This window comes from Haloferax chudinovii (genome assembly GCF_042663345.1).
GTDB classification, from domain to species: domain Archaea; phylum Halobacteriota; class Halobacteria; order Halobacteriales; family Haloferacaceae; genus Haloferax; species Haloferax chudinovii.
On record NZ_JBHTAB010000001.1, the window covers coordinates 343,970 to 363,764 of the forward strand.

The 19,795-nt window shown below is 66.1% G+C and carries 15 protein-coding genes and 1 tRNA gene; 10 read left to right on the plus strand and 6 right to left on the minus strand.

Going from position 1 to position 19,795, the window contains the following annotated elements; translation table 11 throughout:
• The first annotated feature begins 348 nt into the window (after nt 1-348).
• The 6 genes from ACFQI8_RS01695 (at nt 349) to ACFQI8_RS01720 (ending at nt 10,177) form a co-directional block, all read left to right on the plus strand.
• On the plus strand, nt 349-2,421 hold the full coding sequence (locus tag ACFQI8_RS01695) for a PrkA family serine protein kinase (protein WP_390242432.1): 2,073 nt from the start codon (nt 349-351) through the stop codon (nt 2,419-2,421).
• Between the two features lie 2 nt (nt 2,422-2,423).
• Complete coding sequence (locus ACFQI8_RS01700; protein WP_390242434.1) at nt 2,424-4,697, plus strand: PrkA family serine protein kinase; 2,274 nt, start codon at nt 2,424-2,426, stop codon at nt 4,695-4,697.
• Nucleotides 4,688-6,007, plus strand: coding sequence for a YeaH/YhbH family protein (locus tag ACFQI8_RS01705; RefSeq protein WP_390242436.1), 1,320 nt, complete (start codon nt 4,688-4,690; stop codon nt 6,005-6,007). The genes ACFQI8_RS01700 and ACFQI8_RS01705 overlap by 10 nt, the downstream gene beginning before the upstream one ends.
• Nucleotides 6,004-8,013, plus strand: coding sequence for a SpoVR family protein (locus ACFQI8_RS01710; protein WP_390242438.1), 2,010 nt, complete (start codon nt 6,004-6,006; stop codon nt 8,011-8,013). Before ACFQI8_RS01705 ends, ACFQI8_RS01710 begins: the two co-directional genes overlap by 4 nt.
• Before the next feature lie 8 nt (nt 8,014-8,021).
• Entirely contained in the window at nt 8,022-8,561 is a 540-nt protein-coding gene (locus ACFQI8_RS01715; protein WP_390242440.1) for a DUF7344 domain-containing protein, read from the plus strand.
• Nucleotides 8,562-8,650: 89 nt separating this feature from the next.
• Entirely contained in the window at nt 8,651-10,177 is a 1,527-nt protein-coding gene (locus tag ACFQI8_RS01720; RefSeq protein ID WP_390242442.1) for a DASH family cryptochrome, read from the plus strand.
• A gap of 42 nt (nt 10,178-10,219) precedes the next feature.
• Here the strand turns inward: ACFQI8_RS01720 and ACFQI8_RS01725 are convergent, their stop codons facing one another.
• The 6 genes from ACFQI8_RS01725 to ACFQI8_RS01750 all read right to left on the minus strand — a co-directional run bounded on the left by ACFQI8_RS01725 (nt 10,220) and on the right by ACFQI8_RS01750 (nt 16,869).
• Nucleotides 10,220-10,648, minus strand: a complete 429-nt coding sequence (locus tag ACFQI8_RS01725; protein ID WP_390242444.1) for a disulfide bond formation protein B — start codon at nt 10,646-10,648, stop codon at nt 10,220-10,222.
• Nucleotides 10,649-10,897: 249 nt separating this feature from the next.
• A complete protein-coding gene (locus ACFQI8_RS01730; protein WP_390242445.1) occupies nt 10,898-12,274 on the minus strand; it encodes an MgtC/SapB family protein in 1,377 nt (458 codons plus the stop codon).
• A 261-nt stretch (nt 12,275-12,535) separates the two neighbouring features.
• A tRNA-Glu gene (locus ACFQI8_RS01735) sits at nt 12,536-12,610 on the minus strand.
• Nucleotides 12,611-12,696: 86 nt separating this feature from the next.
• Nucleotides 12,697-14,673 carry a 3-hydroxyacyl-CoA dehydrogenase/enoyl-CoA hydratase family protein gene (locus tag ACFQI8_RS01740; protein WP_390242447.1) on the minus strand — a complete coding sequence of 659 codons (1,977 nt, stop codon included), beginning with the start codon at nt 14,671-14,673 and terminating at the stop codon, nt 12,697-12,699.
• Nucleotides 14,674-14,814: 141 nt separating this feature from the next.
• Nucleotides 14,815-15,396 (minus strand): DNA-3-methyladenine glycosylase family protein, encoded by a 582-nt coding sequence (locus ACFQI8_RS01745; protein WP_390242448.1) that lies wholly within the window; start codon nt 15,394-15,396, stop codon nt 14,815-14,817.
• A 111-nt stretch (nt 15,397-15,507) separates the two neighbouring features.
• Nucleotides 15,508-16,869: a putative ATP-dependent zinc protease gene (locus tag ACFQI8_RS01750; RefSeq protein WP_390242450.1), complete on the minus strand. Its 1,362-nt coding sequence runs from the start codon at nt 16,867-16,869 to the stop codon at nt 15,508-15,510.
• A 131-nt stretch (nt 16,870-17,000) separates the two neighbouring features.
• Here ACFQI8_RS01750 and ACFQI8_RS01755 point away from each other — a divergent pair, with 131 nt between their 5' ends.
• The 4 genes from ACFQI8_RS01755 to ACFQI8_RS01770 all read left to right on the plus strand — a co-directional run bounded on the left by ACFQI8_RS01755 (nt 17,001) and on the right by ACFQI8_RS01770 (nt 19,785).
• Nucleotides 17,001-18,026, plus strand: a complete 1,026-nt coding sequence (locus ACFQI8_RS01755; RefSeq protein WP_390242452.1) for a succinylglutamate desuccinylase/aspartoacylase family protein — start codon at nt 17,001-17,003, stop codon at nt 18,024-18,026.
• Nucleotides 18,027-18,137: 111 nt separating this feature from the next.
• A complete protein-coding gene (gene sdhC / locus ACFQI8_RS01760) occupies nt 18,138-18,533 on the plus strand; it encodes a succinate dehydrogenase, cytochrome b556 subunit (RefSeq protein ID WP_004969333.1) in 396 nt (131 codons plus the stop codon).
• Nucleotides 18,533-18,904, plus strand: a complete 372-nt coding sequence (locus ACFQI8_RS01765) for a succinate dehydrogenase hydrophobic membrane anchor subunit (protein WP_004969334.1) — start codon at nt 18,533-18,535, stop codon at nt 18,902-18,904. Before sdhC ends, ACFQI8_RS01765 begins: the two co-directional genes overlap by 1 nt.
• Nucleotides 18,904-19,785 carry a succinate dehydrogenase/fumarate reductase iron-sulfur subunit gene (locus ACFQI8_RS01770; RefSeq protein ID WP_390242454.1) on the plus strand — a complete coding sequence of 294 codons (882 nt, stop codon included), beginning with the start codon at nt 18,904-18,906 and terminating at the stop codon, nt 19,783-19,785. The genes ACFQI8_RS01765 and ACFQI8_RS01770 overlap by 1 nt, the downstream gene beginning before the upstream one ends.
• The last annotated feature ends 10 nt before the right edge of the window (nt 19,786-19,795 follow it).

Genomic DNA, 19,795 nt, shown 5'->3' on the forward strand with positions numbered 1-19,795 from the left:
TCGACCAGTTGGAGGGTCACTCGATGTGGTACGTATCTGGATTAGTCGGCGTTCGAGACAATCAGTTGACTACTCTCACAGAAAGCGTTATATGTTAACGCCCCTCATTGATTGATAGTCTCGGTCCCCGGGCCGAGCGAGCCGTCACGCATCGTCCGCAAATCGCCGATTCTGTCGCCCGTCGCCGACCTGTTGTGAGCGCGTAGCGGCGGCGACGCACTTCGATTCACCGCCCGCGGTCTGTCGCCGCGGGTCCGTGGCTCGGGAGGTGTCGTCTGCGACCCGCGAACGCGGGCGCGTCGCCCTCGGTCGTCTCCGGACGGCTGGTCCGACGAGGCTCCACGAACAATGACCGGCGAAATTGAAACACTCGCAGACCTGAGCAAGCACTACAAAGACTCCGTGCCCGCGGACCTCCGCGAGGCCAAGAGCTTCGCGTGGTACTTGGAAGAGGTCTACGCCCACCCAAAGATCGCTCGCAACGCCCACCAGCGCGTGGCGGACATGTTCGACTTCTACGGCACCCGTTACGACGAGGACGCGGGCGTCGTGGAGTACCTCATGGCCTCCGAAGACCCCCTTCACGACGGAGAGAACGTCTTCTACGGCCGCGAAGTCCACGAGTCGATTCACGAGTTCGTCAACAAGGTGAAATCGGGGGCCCGCGGCCTCGGCCCCGAAAAGCGTATCAAACTCCTCTTGGGCCCCGTCGGCTCCGGGAAGTCCCACTTCGACTGGATTTCCCGCCGCTACTTCGAGGACTACACCATGTCCGACGAGGGGCGGATGTACACCTTCCGGTGGACGAACATCGGCGACGTCATCCGCGACCAGGACCCGTCCGACGACGTGGTCCAGTCGCCGATGAATCAGGACCCGCTCGTGTTGCTCCCGCAGGAACAGCGCGACGTGGTCATCGAGCAGTTGAACGAGAACCTCGACGCGCCCTACACCATCCGGAACGACCAGGCGTTAGACCCCGCCTCGGAGTTCTACATGGACCGACTGCTCGCCCACTACGACGACGACTTAGAGGAGGTCGTCGAGAACCACATCGAAGTCATCCGGCTCGTCGCCTCCGAGAACAAACGCCAGTGCATCGAGACGTTCGAGCCGAAGGACAAGAAGAACCAAGACGAGACCGAACTCACCGGCGACGTCAACTACTCGAAGCTCGCGGTGTACGGCGAGTCCGACCCGCGGGCGTTCGACTACGCCGGCGCGTTCTGTAACGCGAACCGCGGCATCTTCTCCGGCGAGGAACTGCTGAAGCTCCAGCGCGAGTTCCTCTACGACTTCCTGCACGCCTCGCAGGAACAGACCATCAAGCCGAAGAACAACCCCCGAATCGACATCGACCAGGTCATCGTCGGCCGGACGAACATGCCCGAATACCGCGAGAAGAAGGGCGACGAGAAGATGGAGGCGTTCAACGACCGGACCAAGCGCATCGACTTCCCGTACGTCCTCGAATACGAACAGGAGGCCGAAATCTACCGCAAAATGCTCCGGAACGCCGACGTGCCCGACATCCACGTCGAGCCGCACACCCTGGAGATGTCCGGGCTGTTCGGCGTCCTGACGCGCATCGTCGAACCCGACTCCGACACCATCTCGCTCGTCCAGAAGGCGAAGGCTTACAACGGCGAGCTGGACGACGGCGACGACGTCGACGTGCGCAAACTCCGCGAGGAGGGCGGGAAGAAAGCCGACATCGCAGAGGGGATGGACGGCGTCTCCGCCCGGTTCATCGGCGACGAAATCGCCGAGGCCATCATGGACGCGACCCACCGCGGCCGGGGCTACCTCTCGCCGCTGTCATCCTTCACCCACCTCGAAGAGAACCTCGAAAACCACGGGTCGATTCCCGAGGAGAACCTCGAACGCTACCACCGCTACCTCGAGATGGTCCGCGAGGAGTACAAAGAGCGCGCCATCGAGGACGTGCGCCACGCCCTCGCCTACGACATCGACGAGATTCGCCGGCAGGGCGAGAAGTACATGGACCACGTCATGGCGTACATCGACGACGCGACGGTCGAAGACGAACTGACGGGCCGCGACCAAGAGCCCGACGAGAAGTTCCTCCGCGCCGTCGAGGAGAAGCTCAACATCCCCGAGGACCGCAAGGACGACTTCCGACAGGAGGTCTCCAACTGGGTCTCCCGGCGCGCTCGCGAGGGCACGTCGTTCAACCCGCAGGACAACGACCGCCTCCGCCGCGCCCTCGAACGCAAACTCTGGGAGGACAAGAAGCACAACATCAACTTCTCGGCGCTCGTGAGCGCGAACGAGCTCGACGACGACGAGCGCAACGCGTGGATCGACGCGCTCGTCGACCAGGGTTACTCGCGCGACGGCGCACGGGAGGTGCTCGAGTTCGCCGGTGCGGAGGTGGCGAAGACCGAACTCGAGGGGTGACCATGCGAGACTACATCCGCGAGGCCGACGAGGCGCTCCGCGGCACCTACGAGGAGCCGATGAGCCTCGGCGAGTACGTCGACGCCGCGTTCGAGTCGCCGTCTATCGCCTCCCACGCGTCGAAGTACCTCCTGGAAGCCATCGAGTCGATGGGGACCCGACAGGTGGTCGAACAGGGCGAGAAGAAAGAGCGCTACCGCTTTTTCGACGACCCCGCAAACGACGGCGAGCACGCGGTACTCGGCAACACGGAGGTGCTCAACGCCTTCGTCGACGACCTGCGAACCATCGCCGCCGACCGCGGCAAGGCCGAGAAAATCGTCTGGTTCGACGGCCCGACGGCCACGGGCAAATCCGAGTTGAAACGCTGTCTCATCAACGGCCTCCGGGAGTACTCGAAGACCGACGCGGGGCGGCGCTACACCGTCGAGTGGAACGTCGCCAACGCCGACGACACCCGCGGGCTGTCCTACGGCGGCGAGGTCGACGCCGACGACGAGGACTGGTACGAGAGCCCGGTCCAGTCGCACCCGCTTTCGGTGTTCCCCGCCGACGTGCGCAAGCGACTGCTCGCCGACCTCAACAGCAGGAACGGCGACCACATCCCCATCGACGTGGACGAGGACCTCGACCCGTTCTGTCTGGAGGCGTACACCTACCTCGAAGAGGAGTTCCGCCGGGCGGGGAAACCCGACCTTTTCAGCGCCGTCACCGACCCGAAACACCTCCGGGTGAAGAACTACGTCGTCGACGTCGGCCGGGGCGTCGGGGTTCTCCACTCGGAGGACGACGGCTCGCCCAAGGAGCGACTGGTGGGGTCGTGGATGCCGAGCATGCTCCGCGAACTGAACTCCCGCGGGCGGAAGAACCCGCAGGCGTTCAGCTACGACGGCGTGCTCTCGCAGGGCAACGGCCTCCTCACCATCGTCGAGGACGCCACCCAGCACGCCGACCTGCTCCAGAAGCTCCTGAACGTCCCCGACGAGGGCCACGTCAAACTGGACAAGGGAATCGGGATGGACATCGACACTCAACTCGTCATCATCTCGAACCCGGACCTCGACGCCGAACTCGACAAGTACGCCGACAGGAACGGTCGCGACCCGCTGAAGGCGCTCAAGCGCCGGCTCAACAAACACGAGTTCCGCTACCTGACGAACCTCTCGCTGGAGGCCGAACTCATCCGCCGCGAGCTGACAAACGAGACGAGCGTCTGGACCGACGACCCCGAGGCGATGGCCGACCGCGTCGCCGAGGCCGTCTCGCTGGACGTGCGGGAGGGGCCGGGCGAGGTCCGCACCCGCGAGCTCGCGCCCCACACCGTCGAGGCCGCGGCGCTCTACAGCGTCGTGACCCGCCTCGACGGCGACGACGTGCCGCGCGACCCGGACCTCGAGTTCGACCTCGTGGACAAGGCGCTGTTGTTCGACCGCGGCTACCTGCAGGTCGGCGACCAGCGCCGCGAGGTGTCGGCGTTCGAGTTCGTCGGCGACGACGAGGGGACCCACGGGATTCCCGTGACGTTCACCCGCGACGTCATCGCCGACCTGCTCCACGACCGCGTCGACCGCAGACACCCCGACCTCGACGTGTCGTCGGTGGTGATGCCGACCGACGTGCTCGACGAGATGGTCGCCGAACTCTCGGACGCGCCCGTGTTCTCGCGGGCGGAGTCCTCGGAGTACGAGGGCCGCATCGCAACCGTCAAATCGTACATCTTCGACCAGCAGGAGGCGGACGTGCTCGACGCGCTTCTCGCCGACAAGGGCGTCGAGCGCGAGACGGTCGAGGAGTACGTCGAACACGTCTACGCGTGGGCGTCCGACGGACAGATAGAGACCGAGCGCGGGCCGGTCGACCCCGACCCGCTTCTCATGAAACTGTTCGAGACCGAGCACCTCGGGCGCTTCTCGCCGGACGACTACGAGGGCAACGAGCCCGCCGAGTCGGTCGAGGAGTTCCGCAACGAGAAGGTCATCACCGCGCTCAACCGCTACGCGTGGGAGAACCGCGACGAGGGCTTTACGGTCTCCGACGTAGACCTCACCGAGATTCCGGTCATCCGGACGGTGCTCGAAACCCACGACTGGGAGGACGTGCGGCGGCTGTTCTCCGACCTCGACCCCCGGCAGTGGGACGACCCGCCGGCGAACACCGAGACGGCGCGGGTGAAAGCGCGCACCATCGACGAACTGGTCGACCGCGGCTACACCGCCGCGTCGGCCGAGCTGACCAGCCGCGCCGTGATGAAGGAGGTGAGCCACACATGGGACTGAGAGACGACCTCGAACGATTCCGCGAAGTGGGCGAGGAGCGCCGCGAAGACCTCAAGGAGTTCATCTCCTACGGCGACCTCGGCGCGTCCGGGTCGAAAGACATCAAGATACCCATCAAGGTCGTGGACCTGCCGGAGTTCAAGTACGACCGCCTCGACATGGGCGGCGTCGGACAGGGCAAAGGCGGCACGCCCGACGTGGGCCAGCCGCTCGGCCAGCCGCAACCCGGCGACGGCGAGGGCGAAGACGGCGAGCCCGGCGAGGAAGGGGCCGAACACGAGTACTACGAGATGGACCCCGAGCAGTTCGCCGAGGCGTTGGACGAGGAACTCGGCCTCGAACTCGAGCCGAAGGGCAAGGAGGTCATCGAAGAGGTCGAAGGCGACTTCACCGACATCACCCGGAGCGGCCCCCACAGCACCCTCGACTTCGAGCGCCTGTTCAAGGAGGGGCTGAAGCGCAAGCTGGCGATGGACTTCGACGAGGAGTTCGTCCGCGAGGCGATGAAAGTCGACGGCACCACCGCCCGCGGGGTGTTCGAGTGGTGTCGCGAGCAGAACATCCTCGTCTCGATGGCGTGGATCGAAGACGAGTGGGGCCGCATCTCGGACGACGAGCGGGGGACGTGGGCCACCTTCGCGGAGATGGAGGAGCACGTCGAGCGGACGACTCCCATCCAGCGTATCCGCCGCGAGGGGCTCCGCGAGATTCCGTTCCGCCGCGAGGACGAGCGCTACCGCCACCCCGAGGTCGTCGAGAAGAAGCAGTCGAACGTCGTGGTCGTCAACATCCGCGACGTGTCGGGGTCGATGCGGGAGACGAAGCGCGAACTCGTCGAGCGCACGTTCACCCCGCTCGACTGGTATCTCACGGGCAAGTACGACCACGCCGAGTTCGTCTACATCGCCCACGACGCCGAGGCGTGGGAGGTCGAACGCGACGAGTTCTTCGGCATCCGCTCGGGCGGCGGGACGCGCATCTCGTCGGCCTACGAACTGGCCAAGGAGGTCTTGGACGAGCGCTACCCGTGGCGCGAGTGGAACCGCTACGTCTTCGCCGCGGGCGACTCCGAGAACTCCTCGAACGACACGAAAGAGCGCGTCGTCCCGCTCATGGAGGAGATCGACGCGAACCTCCACGCCTACGTGGAGACCCAGCCCGGCGGGACCGCAATCAACGCAACCCACGCAGAAGAGGTCGAACGGAGCCTCGGCGAGCAGGGCAACGTCGTCGTCGCGTACGTCTCGGAGCCCGACGACGTCATCGACGCCATCTACACCATCCTCAGCACGGAGGCGACAGCAGAATGAGTTTCAGACGACACCGCAGAGACGCACAGCGCGAGGCCGCCAGACTCGACGAGCCCGTCCGGGAGGCCGGCGCGCTCGCCGAGAAGCTCGGACTCGACCCCTACCCGGTGAACTACTGGGTGGTCAACTACGACGAGATGAACCAGCTCATCGCCTACGGCGGGTTCCAAGAGCGCTACCCGCACTGGCGGTGGGGGATGACGTACGACCGCCAGCGGAAGACCGACCAGTTCGGCATGGGCAAGGCGTTCGAAATCGTCAACAACGACGACCCGGCGAACGCCTTCCTCCAAGAGTCGAACTCGCTGGCCGACCAGAAGGCCGTCATCACCCACGTCGAGGCGCACTCGGACTTCTTCAAGAACAACCAGTGGTTCGGGCTGTTCTCCGACGAGGGGCAGTTCGCCGCGGCCGCGATGCTCGAACGCCACGCCCAGACTATCGAGCGGTACGTCGAAAACCCCGAAATCAGCCGGGACGACGTGGAGAAGTTCATCGACGCCGTCCTCTGTCTGGAAGACACCATCGACCAGCACCGGACCATCCGCGAGGCCGCCGCCGACGAGGACGGTCACATCCCCGAGGACATCCGCGCCCAGTTGGACAGCCTCGATATCTCCGACGACGTGCGCCGCGAGGTGTTCGACGACGCGTGGCTCGATGCGGTCGAAGAGGCCGAACGCGAGGCCGCGAAGCTCACCGACCCCCGGAAGGACGTGCTCGCGTACGTCCGCGAACACGGTATGCGGTACGACGAGGAGACGGGCAAGGCCGAGGAGATGGAGCCGTGGCAGAAGGACGTCCTCGACATGCTCCGCGAGGAGGCGTACTACTTCGCCGCCCAGAAGATGACGAAGGTGATGAACGAGGGGTGGGCGGCCTACTGGGAGTCGCTCATGATGGCCGACGAGCAGTTCGCCGGCACGGACGAGTTCGTCACCTACGCCGACCACCAGTCGCGCGTCCTCGGGTCGCCCGGGCTCAACCCCTACAAACTCGGCAAGGAGCTGTGGGAGTACATCGAGAACTCGACGAACCGCGCGGAGGTCGCCGACAAGCTCCTGCGCGTGAAGGGCGTCACGTGGCGCAACTTCCGCGAGACGGTCGACTTCGACGAGGTGCAGGAACTCCTCCGGGCGGACCCCGCCATCGACGGCGTCAGCGCCGACTCCCTCGACGAACTGTCCGAGCTCGGCCCCGACGACCCCAGAGTCGACCACGAGACGCTCGACAGAGCGCTCTCGGGCGACGACTCGCTGGACCTCGACGCCTACCCGTGGAAGCTCCTCACCTACGCGGGGCTCGCGGAGCGACACTACTCGCTGGTCAAAGCGCAGAACCGCGGGTTCCTCAGTCGGATTCGGCGCTCGGAGCTCGAACAGCTCTCGCGGTACATGTTCGACGACGAGGTGTACGACAGCGTCGCGGACGCCGTCGCCGACGTGGACAAGACCGCCGGGTGGGACCGCATGCGCGAGATTCGCGAGAGTCACAACGACGTGACGTTCCTCGACGCGTTCCTCTCCGAGGAGTTCGTCCGCGCGAACCACTACTTCGCCTACGAGTTCTCCCAGTCGTCACAGCAGTTCCGCGTCTCCTCGTCGGAGTACCGCGACGTGAAAAAGAAGCTCCTGTTCCAGTTCACCAACTTCGGGAAGCCGACCATCGCGGTGTACGACGGCAACTTCGACAACCGCGGGGAGCTCCTGTTGGGCCACCAGTACAACGGCGTCATCCTCGACATGAAACAGGCGAAGGGCGTCTTAGAGCGCGTCTACCACCTCTGGGGTCGCCCGGTGAATCTGATGACCATCACGAAGGAGTTCGACGAACACGAGGTGGAAGTCGCCCGGCGACGGGGGCGCGAGCCGACGCCCGAAGAGCGGGCCATCCGGATTCGGTACGACGGCGAGTCGTTCGAGGAACACGACCTCGACCCCGAACTGGAAGCGCGTATCGCCGCCGGCGAGGTCGACTACGACACGAAGCCCGATGACTGGCTCTGAGCGGGGCGATGGTCGACGCTGAGTCGCCGACCGTGGACGAGTCGGCGGACGATTCGCTCGACGAGGCGGACATCCACGACGTGCTCAGAAACGAGCGGCGGCGGCTCGCGCTCGAACGACTGCGCGACGGGGACGGCCCGGAGTCGGTCGGCGACCTCGCCGAGCACATCGCCGAGATAGAGTCCGGCGAGTCGCCGCCCCCCAAGAACGTCCGGCAGAGCGTCTACATTTCACTGCACCAGACGCATCTGCCCAAACTCGATTCGCTCCGCATCGTCGCGTACGACTCGCGGGCGAAGACCGTCTCGCTCGGGTCGAGCGCCGCCGAACTCGACTACTTCTTGGCCGACGCGGAGCCGACACAGCCACCGCTGGCGCTCCTGTCGCTCGCGACGTGTCTCGCCGGCCTCGCGCTCCTCGTCGCCGGCTGGATGGGCGTCCCCGTCATCGGCGAGGTGGACCCGCGGCTCGTCGCCGGTCTCGCGCTCACCGCGGTCGCGGTCGTCGCCGGCGCGGAACTCGGCTTACAGACGCGAAGCCGGACGTAGCTCGGAGACACGGTCGCGGTCCGTCAGATTCCACTAGCCCTGAATCCGCCGTTTGACTCAAGTCAGCCCCATCCTAAGCGCCGCCGACGATGTCCGAGTCAACTTCGCTCGCGTGGTTCCGCCGCGACCTCCGCCTGCACGACAACGCGGCGCTCGCGGCCGCCTGTGACGCCGACCGCGTGGTTCCCGTCTACTGCGTGGACCCCCGAGAGTACGGCGACCGACCGTTCGGTGGGGCCGACTCCTTCGACTTCGAGAAGACCGGCGCGCACCGCGTCCGCTTCCGGCTCGAATCGCTGACCGACCTGCGGTCGTCGCTCCGCGACCGCGGAAGCGACCTCCTCGTCCGCGAGGGTCGCCCCGAGTCCGTCCTCCCCGAGGTGGCCGCCGCCGTCGACGCCGACTTCGTGACGGTCCACACGCGCCCGACGCCCGAGGAGTCGCGGGTCGAATCGGCGGTCGAAACGGAGCTCCGAGACGACGGCGTCGAACTCCGGCGCTTCTGGGGCCACACGCTCACCCACCTCGATGACCTCCCGATGGCGCTCTCGGAGCTCCCGGACACGTACACGACGTTTCGGAAGGCGGTCGAATCGGCCGCCGAAGACGCCGACACAGACGCGGAGACTGGGCACGGAAGCGCGCGCGTCGGCGACCCCGCTGTCGGCAACCCCGCCGGCCGCGACCCGCTTCCCGAACCGGCCGTCCCGCCGCTTCCCCGAGACGCGCCCGACGGGGGCGAACGTCCTCCCGTCTCGGAGTTCGTCGGAACCCCGGACGCCGAGTTCGACCCCGCTCCCGACGACCGCGGCGTCCTCCCCTTCGACGGCGGCGAGACGGCCGCGCTCGACCGCGTGGAGTCGTACATCTGGACGGGCGACCACCTCCGCGAGTACAAGGAGACGCGGAACGGACTGCTCGGAGCCGACTACTCCTCGAAGCTCTCGCCGTGGCTGAACGAGGGCTGTCTCTCGCCGCGGTACGTCAAAGCCGAGGTGGACCGCTACGAGGACCGGCGGGTCGCCAACGACTCGACGTACTGGCTCGTCTTCGAACTCCGTTGGCGCGACTTCTTCCAGTTCCAGTTCGCCAAACACGGGAGCGACTTCTTCCGCCGCGAGGGCATCCGCGAGCGGACCGACATCGACTGGCGAAGCGACGACGCGCAGTTCGAGCGCTGGGCGGCGGGAGAAACGGGTATCCCCTTCGTCGACGCGAACATGCGGGAGCTGAACGCGACTGGCTACATGTCGAATCGCGGGCGACAGAACGCCGCGTCGTTCCTCGCAAACGACCTCCGACTGGACTGGCGACGCGGCGCGGCCTACTTCGAGACGCGCCTCGTCGATTACGACCCCGCGTCGAACTACGGCAACTGGGCCTACATCGCGGGCGTCGGCAACGACTCGCGGGACCGTTCGTTCGACGTGCGCTGGCAGGCGAAGCGCTACGACGAGGACGCCGAGTACGTGACGACGTGGCTCCCCGAACTCGACGCGTTACCCGCCGAGTACGCCCGCGAGCCGTGGAAACTGAGCGAGGACGAACAGTCGTCCTACGGCGTCGAGCTGGGCGTCGACTACCCCGGTCCGATGGTCGACCTCGACGAGAGTTAGCGAGACGACGGCGCTCGGAGCGCGGTCCCGACCGCGGTCACGTTACATCCCCCACCCGTCGTCGGCCCCGCCGAGGCGGGCGACGGCGACTGCGAGGACCGTCACGAGGGCGAACCCGACGAAGGCGAGTCGCGGAATCGTCAGGAGACCGCCGAGCATGGGATACTGGATGGACGTGCACGGGCCGCCGACGGTGCAAGTCGCGCCCGGCGCGACCTGCAGATAGGAGTGGTACCCCGAAAAGGCGAGGCCACCGAGCGAGAGCGGCAGTACCGTCTTCCAGACCCCGGGTCGGTCTTCGACCGCGGCGACCCCGAGCACCACGACGAGCGGGTACATCAGGATGCGCTGGTACCAACAGAGGTCGCAAGGCGTCAGTCCGAGGCCGAGGCTGAAGTAGAGACTCCCGCTCGTCGCGGCGAGGGCGACGAGGGTTCCCGCGGCGAGCGCGGCGCGCGTCGCGTCCGACACGCTCAGGCGCTCCCGAGGACGTGCCTCGTTCCGTTCGGCTTCCGAGCCGACCGGTGTCGCTCCCCGCGCGGTTCGCCACGGTCTCGTCGAGTCGAGTCGAGTATCATCGCTTGTTGGACGTGGGGCGACGATAGCCCCCGGCGTACCTCAAGCCATCGGCTCGTGCGGCGACCCGTCTGCCCGCCGGTCGCACACCCGCGTCGGTGCCGACCGCTCGCGTCCGCTCCCGTCCGCTCCGCCCGCCCCCGCTCAGGGCTGAACGGCGACGGTGGTGACGATGACGACGCCGACGACGCCGGCGGCCACGAGGAGCGCGCTCCGGCGGGCCACCGGCCCGAGGAGTTCCCGGTCGACGCTCGCCGCGAGCGCGACCTTGACCGCGATGCTCGCGGCGGTGCCGGCGAGGACGCCGACGACGGCGGTCGTCTCGCCGATGGTGCCGCCGCCGTAGAGCGTGACTGCGGTCGTGACGACCGATCCGCTCGACACTAACCCGCCGAGGAAGCTCGTCACGACGAACCCGGTCGCGCCGAAGTACTCCTGTGCCGCCGCGGAGGCGAGCAGGACGAGGAGGAAAAAGACGCCGAATCGGAGGGCGCTTTCGAGGCTGAACGGCGACTCGAACACCACGTCGAGGTCGACGCCCCACTCCCGGGAGTGAAGCGCGTAGCTCACCCCGACGAGCGCGACGAGTCCGAGGGGAACGCCCACCTCGACCGCGAGCTCCGGCGCGAACACGGCGACGAGCGAGAGGTTCCGAAGCGCCATCGCCGCGTCGGCCATCAGAATCGCGCCGGCCGCGAGCGGCCGAATCGACGGGTTTCGGCTGGTCCGACCGGCTATCTCGCCGATGACGGCCGTCGAGTTCACCAGTCCGCCGAAAAACCCCGTGATGGCGATGCCCCGCTCGCCGTACCGCTGGATGATGACGTAGTTGACGAAGCCGATTGCGCTCACCGCGACGACGAGCAGCCAGACGGTTCGGGGGCTGACGGCGTCCCACGGGCCGACCTGTCCCTCGGGGAGCAACGGGTAGACGACGAACGCGATGATGGCGAACTCGACGGCGCTTCGGACCTCGTCCGTCGTCAGTCGCCGAGCGAACCCGTGGAGTTCACGCCGCAGGACCAACAGGAGCGACGAGGTGAGCGCGACGACGACCCCCTCGATGACAAAGCCGCTTACGACCGCCGCGCCGACCGCGTAGGCGACCAGAAGCGACGTGGACGTGGTGAGCGAGAGGCTCACGCCGAGGTCGTCTAACCCGGCGACTCCGGCGTCGTCGCGGCGGTTTCCATCGCGGTGTGAATCGGTATCATCGACGGCGTCGCGGTCGACCCGCGAGTCGGCTCCGTCGGCGTCGCTTTCGTGGGGCCCGCGGTCGAACAGCCCGCGACTCCCGAGCAACACCGCCTGCGCGACGACCAACAGCCCGCCGACCGCGAGGAGGATGTCGCTCCCGACCGCGACGGCGATGCCTCCGAGGAGACTCGTCAGGGTGAACGTCCGAACGCCGGCGCTCTTCTTCGACCGCTCACGGTCTAACCCGAGGAACATACCTAACGCCGCCGCGACGAACAGGCGGACGACCACGGGGTCGAGTTGCGAGACGAACTCTTCGAGCATTACCGACTCCTCGTCTCGGGACGTTCGTGTTCCATGCTATCGTTCGTATTTTAATTGCTATCGTTAAAAACGTGCAAGCTAATCGGGTCGGTCCGCGGCGAACGGGTCGGTCGAGGACGTGAAACGCAGTCGCCACTCTTCGAAGATAGTTCAGCAGGGAACTGCTCGGTCAGGGATTCGAACTTCACTGGCAACACGTTGCTCGCTAGTTCAAATCCCCGACGCTCCGCTCTCTCTTCGTCACGTTGTTCCTTAGAGAAGTGCTCGGTCAGGGATTTGAACCCTGGTCCTCGGCTCGAAAGGCCAAGATGATTGGCCGGACTACACCAACCGAGCGTCTGCATTCACGAGTGGTCGTTGGACTATTTTAAGCGTTGCGTTCCATCGTGGGTGAGTGAGAGGAACCCACCCACGACAGTCGATTACTCGCCCGTGAATTCGGGGTCGCGGTCGCTCGTGAAGGCGGCGACTCCCTCCATCAGGTCGGTGGTCGTGAACACCAGCCCGAACGCCTGTGATTCGACTTCGAGGCCGGCGTCGCTGTCTTCCCACGCGCTGTGCATGGCGCGTTTGGTGAGTCGCTGGGCGACGGGCGGTCCCTGTGCGAACTGTTTGGCGTACTCGAACGCGTCGGCCTCGAAGTTCTCGCTCTCGAAGAGTTCGTTGACGAAGCCGTAGTCGGCCATCGTCTCGGCGTCGTACCGGTCGGCGGTGAAGATGATTTCTTTCGCCCGACCCGTGCCCACGATGCGCTGGAGTCGGACGGTGCCGCCCCACCCGGGGACGAGACCGAGGTTGTGTTCCGGTTGGCCGAACTCGGAGCGTTTCGTGGCGATTCGCAGGTCGGCGCACATGGTGAGCTCCATGCCACCGCCCAGACAGAAGCCGTCGATGGCGGCGACGACGGGCATATCGCTCGCTTCGAGTTTGCTGAACACCTTTTGGCCCGTCCGGGAGAGTTCGGTGCCGGTCAGGGCGTCGGGACCGCTCGCGGCGATGCTTGTCACGTCCGCACCGGCGGAGAACGCGCGCTCGCCGGCCCCCGTGAGGAGGACGGCGCGAACGTCGTCGTCGTCGGCGAACAGGTCGATAGCCGTCGAAAGCTCGTCGATGAGGTCCGTGCTGATGGTGTTGAGACGGTGCGGGCGGTCGAGCGTGATATGGCCGACACCCTCGCGCACGTCGACCGAGAGGGTGTCGAACGCGGGGGCGTCGTCGGACGACCCCTTGCCGCCGTAGAAGCCCTCGCCGGACCGGGCGAGGTCACGGAGGTACGCGACGGCCTCGTAGCGCTCCTCGCCGGTCTCGTCGTGTAGGTCGTCGAGCGCGTCGACGAGGCTGTCGATACCGGCGCTGTCGGCCATCTTCGCCGGGCCGTCGGGGAAGCGCCCGCCGAGTTTGACCGCGCGGTCGATGGCGGCCGGGTCGGCCACGTCGTTTCCGACGAGACCGGCGACCTCGTTCGCCATGACGCCGAGCAGGCGGTTCTTGACCGCCTCGCTTCCCTCGTCGTGAGGGACCTCAGCGCCCTCGCCGTCTTCGTAGTCGTAGAAACCCCTGCCGGTCTTCTGGCCGAGGTCACCCGCCTCGACCTTCTCCGAGAGGAGCGGACACGGTTCGTAGGCGTCGCCGAGCACCTCGTGCATGTATTCGAGGACGTGATAGCCCACGTCGATGCCGACGTAGTCGGCGAGTTCGAAGCTCCCCATCGGAAGGCCCATGTCGTACTTCGTCGTGGAGTCGACTTCGGCCATCGTCGCGTCGCCGGCGTGGACGATCCACGCCGCCTCGTTCATCAGCGGGACGAGGATGCGGTTCACGATGAAGCCGGGGCTGTCCTTGCGGACGCGGACGGGCGTCTTACCCATCGACTCGGCGAGGTCCTCGACGAGGTCGAGCGTCTCGTCGGCGGTGTGCGCGCCGGAGATGACCTCGACGAGGTCCATGCGGACCGGCGGGTTGAAAAAGTGCATCCCGCAGAAGCGCTCGGGTCGCGCCGTCACCTCGGAGAGTTCGGTGATAGAGAGGCTGGAGGTGTTGGTGGCGAACACCGCGTGGTCGGGAGCGTGTTCCTCCAACTCGGTGTACACCTCCTTTTTGATGGCCATCTTCTCGGGGACGGCCTCGATGACGACGTCGGCGTCGGCGACGGCCTCGGCGAGATCCACCGCGGTCGACACGCGGGCGAGCGCGGCGTCGGCGTCCTCCTGCGATAGTCGGTCCTTCTCGGCGAGTTTGTTCAGCGACCACTCGATTTTGTCGTAGCCCTGCTGGACGAACTCGTCTTCGATGTCGCGCAGGACGACGTCGTAGCCGGCGAGCGCCGCGACCTCCGCGATGCCGTGGCCCATGTTGCCCGCTCCGAGAACGGTGATACTGTCGACGTCATCTACGTTCATGGAAGAACGTTATACTGCGTCGCGGTTTCAACGTTTCCCTCGCATGAGATGTAAACTCAACTTCTGTTTATTAAATTCTCGATAGACACCGCCGCAGTCCGTCGATTAACTCGGTCGGTTCGACTTTCCACCCATTTACCGTTAGTCAACGCACCGCCAGAGATACCGGCTGGCGTAGCTCCGATAGGGTGCCCATCGCTCGGCGCGCTCGCGCATCTCGCCGCGGGAGACGGCGTCGCGTTCGAACCCGAAGACGTGTTCCATGCCGCGTCGAATCCCGAGGTCTTCGACCGGGAACACGTCCTCGCGGGCGAGCACGAAGATAAGGAACATCTTGGCGGTCCAGTCGCCGACGCCGCGAATCTCGGTGAGCGCCGCGACGACCTCGCCGTCGTCCATCGCCCGGAGCGAGTCGGCCGACAGTCCGCCTCGGAACGCCTCGGCGACGTTGCGAACGTAGCCGACCTTCTGGTTCGAGAGGCCGCAGTCGCGCAGAACGGCCTCGTCGGCGGCGAGTATCCCCTCGGGCGTGACCTCGACGCGGTCGAACAGGCGGTCCCGAATCGTCGCCGCCGCGGTCGTCGAGAGCTGTTGGTTGACGATTGAGACGACCAGTCGCTCGAAGGGGTCGTCGGCCGGGTCGAGCGAGAGCGGGCCGTGTTCGTCGACCACGTCGCCGAGGTGGGGGTCCGCCCGGAGTTCGCGGTAGGCGTCGTCGCTCATCGACTCGTGGTTGGGTCGTCGGGGAGAAAAGTGCGCGTGTCTGTGGGTGCGGTCGCGGGGAGACGCGACGGCGATGGTGAGCGCGTCGGGGGAGTCGCGCCGGCGGCCGGCTTACTCTTCGAGGAGTTCCTCTTCCTCGTCGTCGCTGTCGGTGCGGTCGGCGTTGGCGCGGCGGCGCACGTCCACGCGGTAGTGTTCGAGGATGTCGCGCCCGAGGAGAAGCGGGTAGTCCATGTGCGAGCGGTCCTCGACGCTGGCGGTCACGGTGTGCTGGGTACCGCCGATACCGATGACGAGGTCGACCACGGGGCGGGCCTTCCCGCTCTTGAGGCTCCCGGACTTCACGCGCGTCATGCTCTTAATCGGCCCCGCGCCGATTTCGGCGGCGAGGCTCGTGTCGATGCTCGTCCGGGTCGCGCCGGTGTCGGACTTCGCGAGGGTCTGCTGGGAGCCGCTGGTCCCGTTGACGACGACTTCCTCGATGTAGCCGATGAGGGGCGCTTCGCCGTCGATGATGGGCGATTCGTTGGGGGCACACGAGGGGACGGAGTCGTCGAGCGTCGCCGACAGCTCCTCGACGCGCGTGTCGTCAATCTCGCCGCCCGCACGCTCGATTGCGAGCTTCGCGATGTGCGGCGCGGGGCTCTTGCCCGTCGCCTGATAGAGGCCCTTGAACCCGGCGGTCGGGTTGGCTTCGAGGACGAACCAGCCGTCCTCGCCCTCGACGAGGTCGACGCCGACGTAGTCCATCTCCATCACTTCGGCGGCGTAGAGCGCCGTCTCACGCGCCTCGTCGGGCATCTCGTCGGTCGCGTCGAGCACGTCGCCGCCGAGGGCGACGTTGGTCCGCCAGTCGCCCTCCGGGGCGTAGCGGTACATCGCGCCGACGATGTCGCCGTCGACGATGTAGACGCGCAGGTCGCGGTGGCGGTCGCCGTCGCGGTCGATGAGCTTCTGAAGGAACGCCTGCCGGTTGCCGACCTTCGGGTTGACGGGCTCGGTCAGGTCGACTTTCCACGTCCCGCCGCCGTGGGTACCGATGGCGGACTTGTAGACGCCGACGTCGCCGAAGCGCTCGCGGCCCTTGTTGAGCCGGTCGTTCGAGAGCGCGAGGAGCGCGTCGGGCACTTGGATGTTCCAGTTGGCGAGCGTCGCGGCCGTGGCGAACTTGTGGATGGCCGCGAGGACCGCGTCCGGCTCGTTGAGCATCGGCCGGATGCGGTTGAACGTCGTCGCCAGCCCGAGTAGCTCCGCGGGCTCTTCGGTGTTCGACAGGAGCAGTCGGTTCGCGATGATGTCCACCTCAGGCTCGACTGTCACCTCGCCGTCTTCGATGCTGACCGCCGCGTTCTCCCGACGGAGCCACACCGGCTCGTGGCCCAGGTCTTCGACCGCGTTGAGGATTGCCTTCGTCTCCTTGCTGTTGTGTAGAGAAAGCACGCCGACACGCACGGCGTCGTCTGTGGTGGACATACTCTGTTGATATCTTCCCGGTTTCAAAGACATGACGGTCGAGAGCGGAAGGCCCTCGGTTCGCAACGGCGAGGACGGCGTCGGGCGGTCCGTCGCGACCGTTTATAACCCCGGCCCACCCATCGAATCACATGGCCGACAACGAGGCCTTCACCTACAACGGCGGGAAGGTCGAGCCGGGCGAGACACAGGACATCCGGTACGGCATCTCGGAGACGTATCTCGGCGACCCGGTTCGCATCCCCGTCACCATCATCAACGGGGAGCGGCCGGGGCCGACCGTGTTCCTCTCCGCCGCCGCCCACGGTGACGAACTGAACGGTATCGAGGTCGTCCGCGAGGTGGCCTACGAGTGGGACCTCGCGGATTTCACGGGCACGCTCGTCTGCATGCCGGTGATGAACGTCCCCGCCTTTCTCGCCCAACAGCGGTATCTCCCCATCTACGACCGCGACCTGAACCGGTCGTTTCCGGGCTCCGAGACCTCGACGGGGGCAAAGCGGATGGCCCACCGAATCTACCAGAACTTCATCGCGCCCTGCGACCTCGGCATCGACTTCCACACCTCGACGCGGGGGCGGACCAACATGCTTCACGTCCGCGCCGACATGTCCGACCCCGCGGTCGCGCGCCTCGCCAACGCCTTCGGCTCGCACGTCATCATCGACAGTTCCGGGTCCAGCGGGATGCTCCGGACGGAGTCGTCGGCGGACGGGACGCCGGCGATAACCGTCGAGATGGGCGAGGCCCACCGCTTCCAGCGCGAACTCATCGACGAGGCGCTCGCGGGCGTCGAGAGCGTCTTCGCCGAGTACGGCCTCCGGGAGACCTCAACGGTCAACTGGCCGGGCTGGCGGACCGTCATCTCGGACGAAAACGAGAAGACGTGGCTCCGCGCCGACGCGGGCGGCATCGTCGACATGCACCACGACCGCGGCGCGCTCGTCCACCAGGGCGACCGCATCTGCACGATTACGAACCCGTTCAAGGACGACAACGTGACCGTCGTGGCCCCCTTCACGGGCCTGCTCGTCGGCGTCCTCGAAAACCCGGTCGTCTACCCCGGCAACCCGCTTTGCCACCTCGTCGAACTGAAGGACAAGGTGCGGCGCGTCGTCGAGCGCGAGCAGTCCGGCGCTCCCGAAGCGACGCGCTGAGACCGGCCGACGCGACCCGAGACGTCCGCGGGCCCGGCGATTCTTGCCGACCCTCACGAAACTCCATACACGTAAGTTCTATACCCTCCCCTTCCCGACACTCACAGGAGCATGAGTCAGTCTTACAATCGGGGCCTCATCGAGGACTTCAGCAGATGGCGGGAGTTCTCGGCCGGCATGTGGGCCTGGATATTCCACAAGTTCACCGGCTGGGTGCTTGTGGGCTATCTCTTCACCCACATCGCCGTGTTGTCGACGGCCCTCTCGGGCGCGGCGGCGTACACGAACACGATTCAGGCGCTGGAGAGTCTCCTGGTCGTGCGTATTCTCGAAGTCGGACTGCTCGCGGTGGCGGTGTTCCACATCCTCAACGGACTGCGACTGCTGTTCGTCGACTTGGGCGTCGGGCTGGAAGCACAGGACAGGAGCTTCTACGCGTCGCTTATCCTCACGGGTGTCATCGTCGTCGCGAGCGTCCCCACGTTCCTCTCGGGGGTGAGCATCTGATGGCGGAACGATACACGTCCTTCGAGCCCGGCGGCCGGCGGTGGCTCTGGCAGCGGCTGACCGCCGCGTTCCTCGTCGTGGTGCTGGCGTTCCATTTCTTCCTGCTCCACTTCCTCAACCACGCCGACGAAGTGACGTTCGCGCTCTCGCAGGCGCGCATGGAGCAGTTGACGTACTTCTCGCTGATGATCCTGTTCCTCGTTACCGCGACGTTCCACGGGGTCAACGGCGTCTACAACGCCCTCGTCAACCAGGGCCTCTCCGGCACCCGGAAGACGGCGGTCAAGGCGATTCTCGGTCTCGCGAGCGTCCTCCTCATCGTGCAGGGCGTCCGTACGGCCCTCGCGTGGGCCGGAGGTGTTCCCATCTAATGAGCACGCAAGTTCCCGAATCAGTCGAAGAGGAATCGGCTACCGAACCCGCGTCCGCCGGCAAGCAGAAACGCGACGCGAAAAAGCGCGAACGCGCCGAGCGCGTCCAAGAACAGCGCGAGGTCGAGGCGGCCGAGAAAGCGCGTTCCGCCGACGACGTCTACCACCTCAAGGTCTTCCGCTACGACCCCGAGGTGCCGGAGAAACAGGAGCCCCGCTTCGACGACTTCCACGTCCCGTACAAACAGGGGATGACGGTCCTCGACGCGCTGATGTGGGCGCGTGACCACTACGACTCCTCGCTGACCTTCCGGCACTCCTGCCGGCAGGCCATCTGCGGGTCCGACGCGCTGTTCGTCAACGGCTCGCAGCGACTCGGCTGTAAGACTCAGCTGTCGGACCTCTCGGAGCCGGTTCGGGTCGAACCGCTCCCGCACGCCGATGTGGTCAAGGACCTCGTCGTCGACATGGAGCATTTCTACGACCAGATGGAGTCCGTCGAGCCGTACTTCCAGACGAACTCGCTTCCGGACGGCGAACTCGACGAGCAACGACAGACGCGAGAGAACCGCGAGAAGGTCAAGATGTCCACCCGTTGCATCTGGTGTAGCGCGTGTATGTCCTCGTGTAACATCGCCGCCGGCGACAACGAGTACCTCGGTCCCGCGGCCATCAACAAGGCCTACCGCTTCGCCATGGACGAACGCGAGGGCGAGGATATGAAACAGCGCCGCCTCGAAATCCTCGAACAGGAACACGGCGTCTGGCGCTGTCAGACGCAGTTCTCCTGTACCGAGGTGTGCCCGAAAGACATCCCCCTCACGGAGCACATCCAGGAACTCAAGCGCGAGGCGATTAAGAACAACCTGAAGTTCTGGTGAACTTCCCGGT

Excerpts from the sequence above, each read along its gene's own strand:
- ACFQI8_RS01695 (WP_390242432.1), top strand. The coding sequence starts at position 349 with ATGACCGGCGAAATTGAAACACTCGCAGACCTGAGCAAGCACTACAAA.
- ACFQI8_RS01700 (WP_390242434.1), top strand. The coding sequence starts at position 2,424 with ATGCGAGACTACATCCGCGAGGCCGACGAGGCGCTCCGCGGCACCTAC.
- ACFQI8_RS01705 (WP_390242436.1), top strand. The coding sequence starts at position 4,688 with ATGGGACTGAGAGACGACCTCGAACGATTCCGCGAAGTGGGCGAGGAG.
- ACFQI8_RS01710 (WP_390242438.1), top strand. The coding sequence starts at position 6,004 with ATGAGTTTCAGACGACACCGCAGAGACGCACAGCGCGAGGCCGCCAGA.
- ACFQI8_RS01715 (WP_390242440.1), top strand. The coding sequence starts at position 8,022 with ATGGTCGACGCTGAGTCGCCGACCGTGGACGAGTCGGCGGACGATTCG.
- ACFQI8_RS01720 (WP_390242442.1), top strand. The coding sequence starts at position 8,651 with ATGTCCGAGTCAACTTCGCTCGCGTGGTTCCGCCGCGACCTCCGCCTG.
- ACFQI8_RS01730 (WP_390242445.1), bottom strand. The coding sequence starts at position 12,274 with ATGCTCGAAGAGTTCGTCTCGCAACTCGACCCCGTGGTCGTCCGCCTG.
- ACFQI8_RS01740 (WP_390242447.1), bottom strand. The coding sequence starts at position 14,673 with ATGAACGTAGATGACGTCGACAGTATCACCGTTCTCGGAGCGGGCAAC.
- ACFQI8_RS01745 (WP_390242448.1), bottom strand. The coding sequence starts at position 15,396 with ATGAGCGACGACGCCTACCGCGAACTCCGGGCGGACCCCCACCTCGGC.
- ACFQI8_RS01750 (WP_390242450.1), bottom strand. The coding sequence starts at position 16,869 with ATGTCCACCACAGACGACGCCGTGCGTGTCGGCGTGCTTTCTCTACAC.
- ACFQI8_RS01755 (WP_390242452.1), top strand. The coding sequence starts at position 17,001 with ATGGCCGACAACGAGGCCTTCACCTACAACGGCGGGAAGGTCGAGCCG.
- sdhC (WP_004969333.1), top strand. The coding sequence starts at position 18,138 with ATGAGTCAGTCTTACAATCGGGGCCTCATCGAGGACTTCAGCAGATGG.
- ACFQI8_RS01765 (WP_004969334.1), top strand. The coding sequence starts at position 18,533 with ATGGCGGAACGATACACGTCCTTCGAGCCCGGCGGCCGGCGGTGGCTC.
- ACFQI8_RS01770 (WP_390242454.1), top strand. The coding sequence starts at position 18,904 with ATGAGCACGCAAGTTCCCGAATCAGTCGAAGAGGAATCGGCTACCGAA.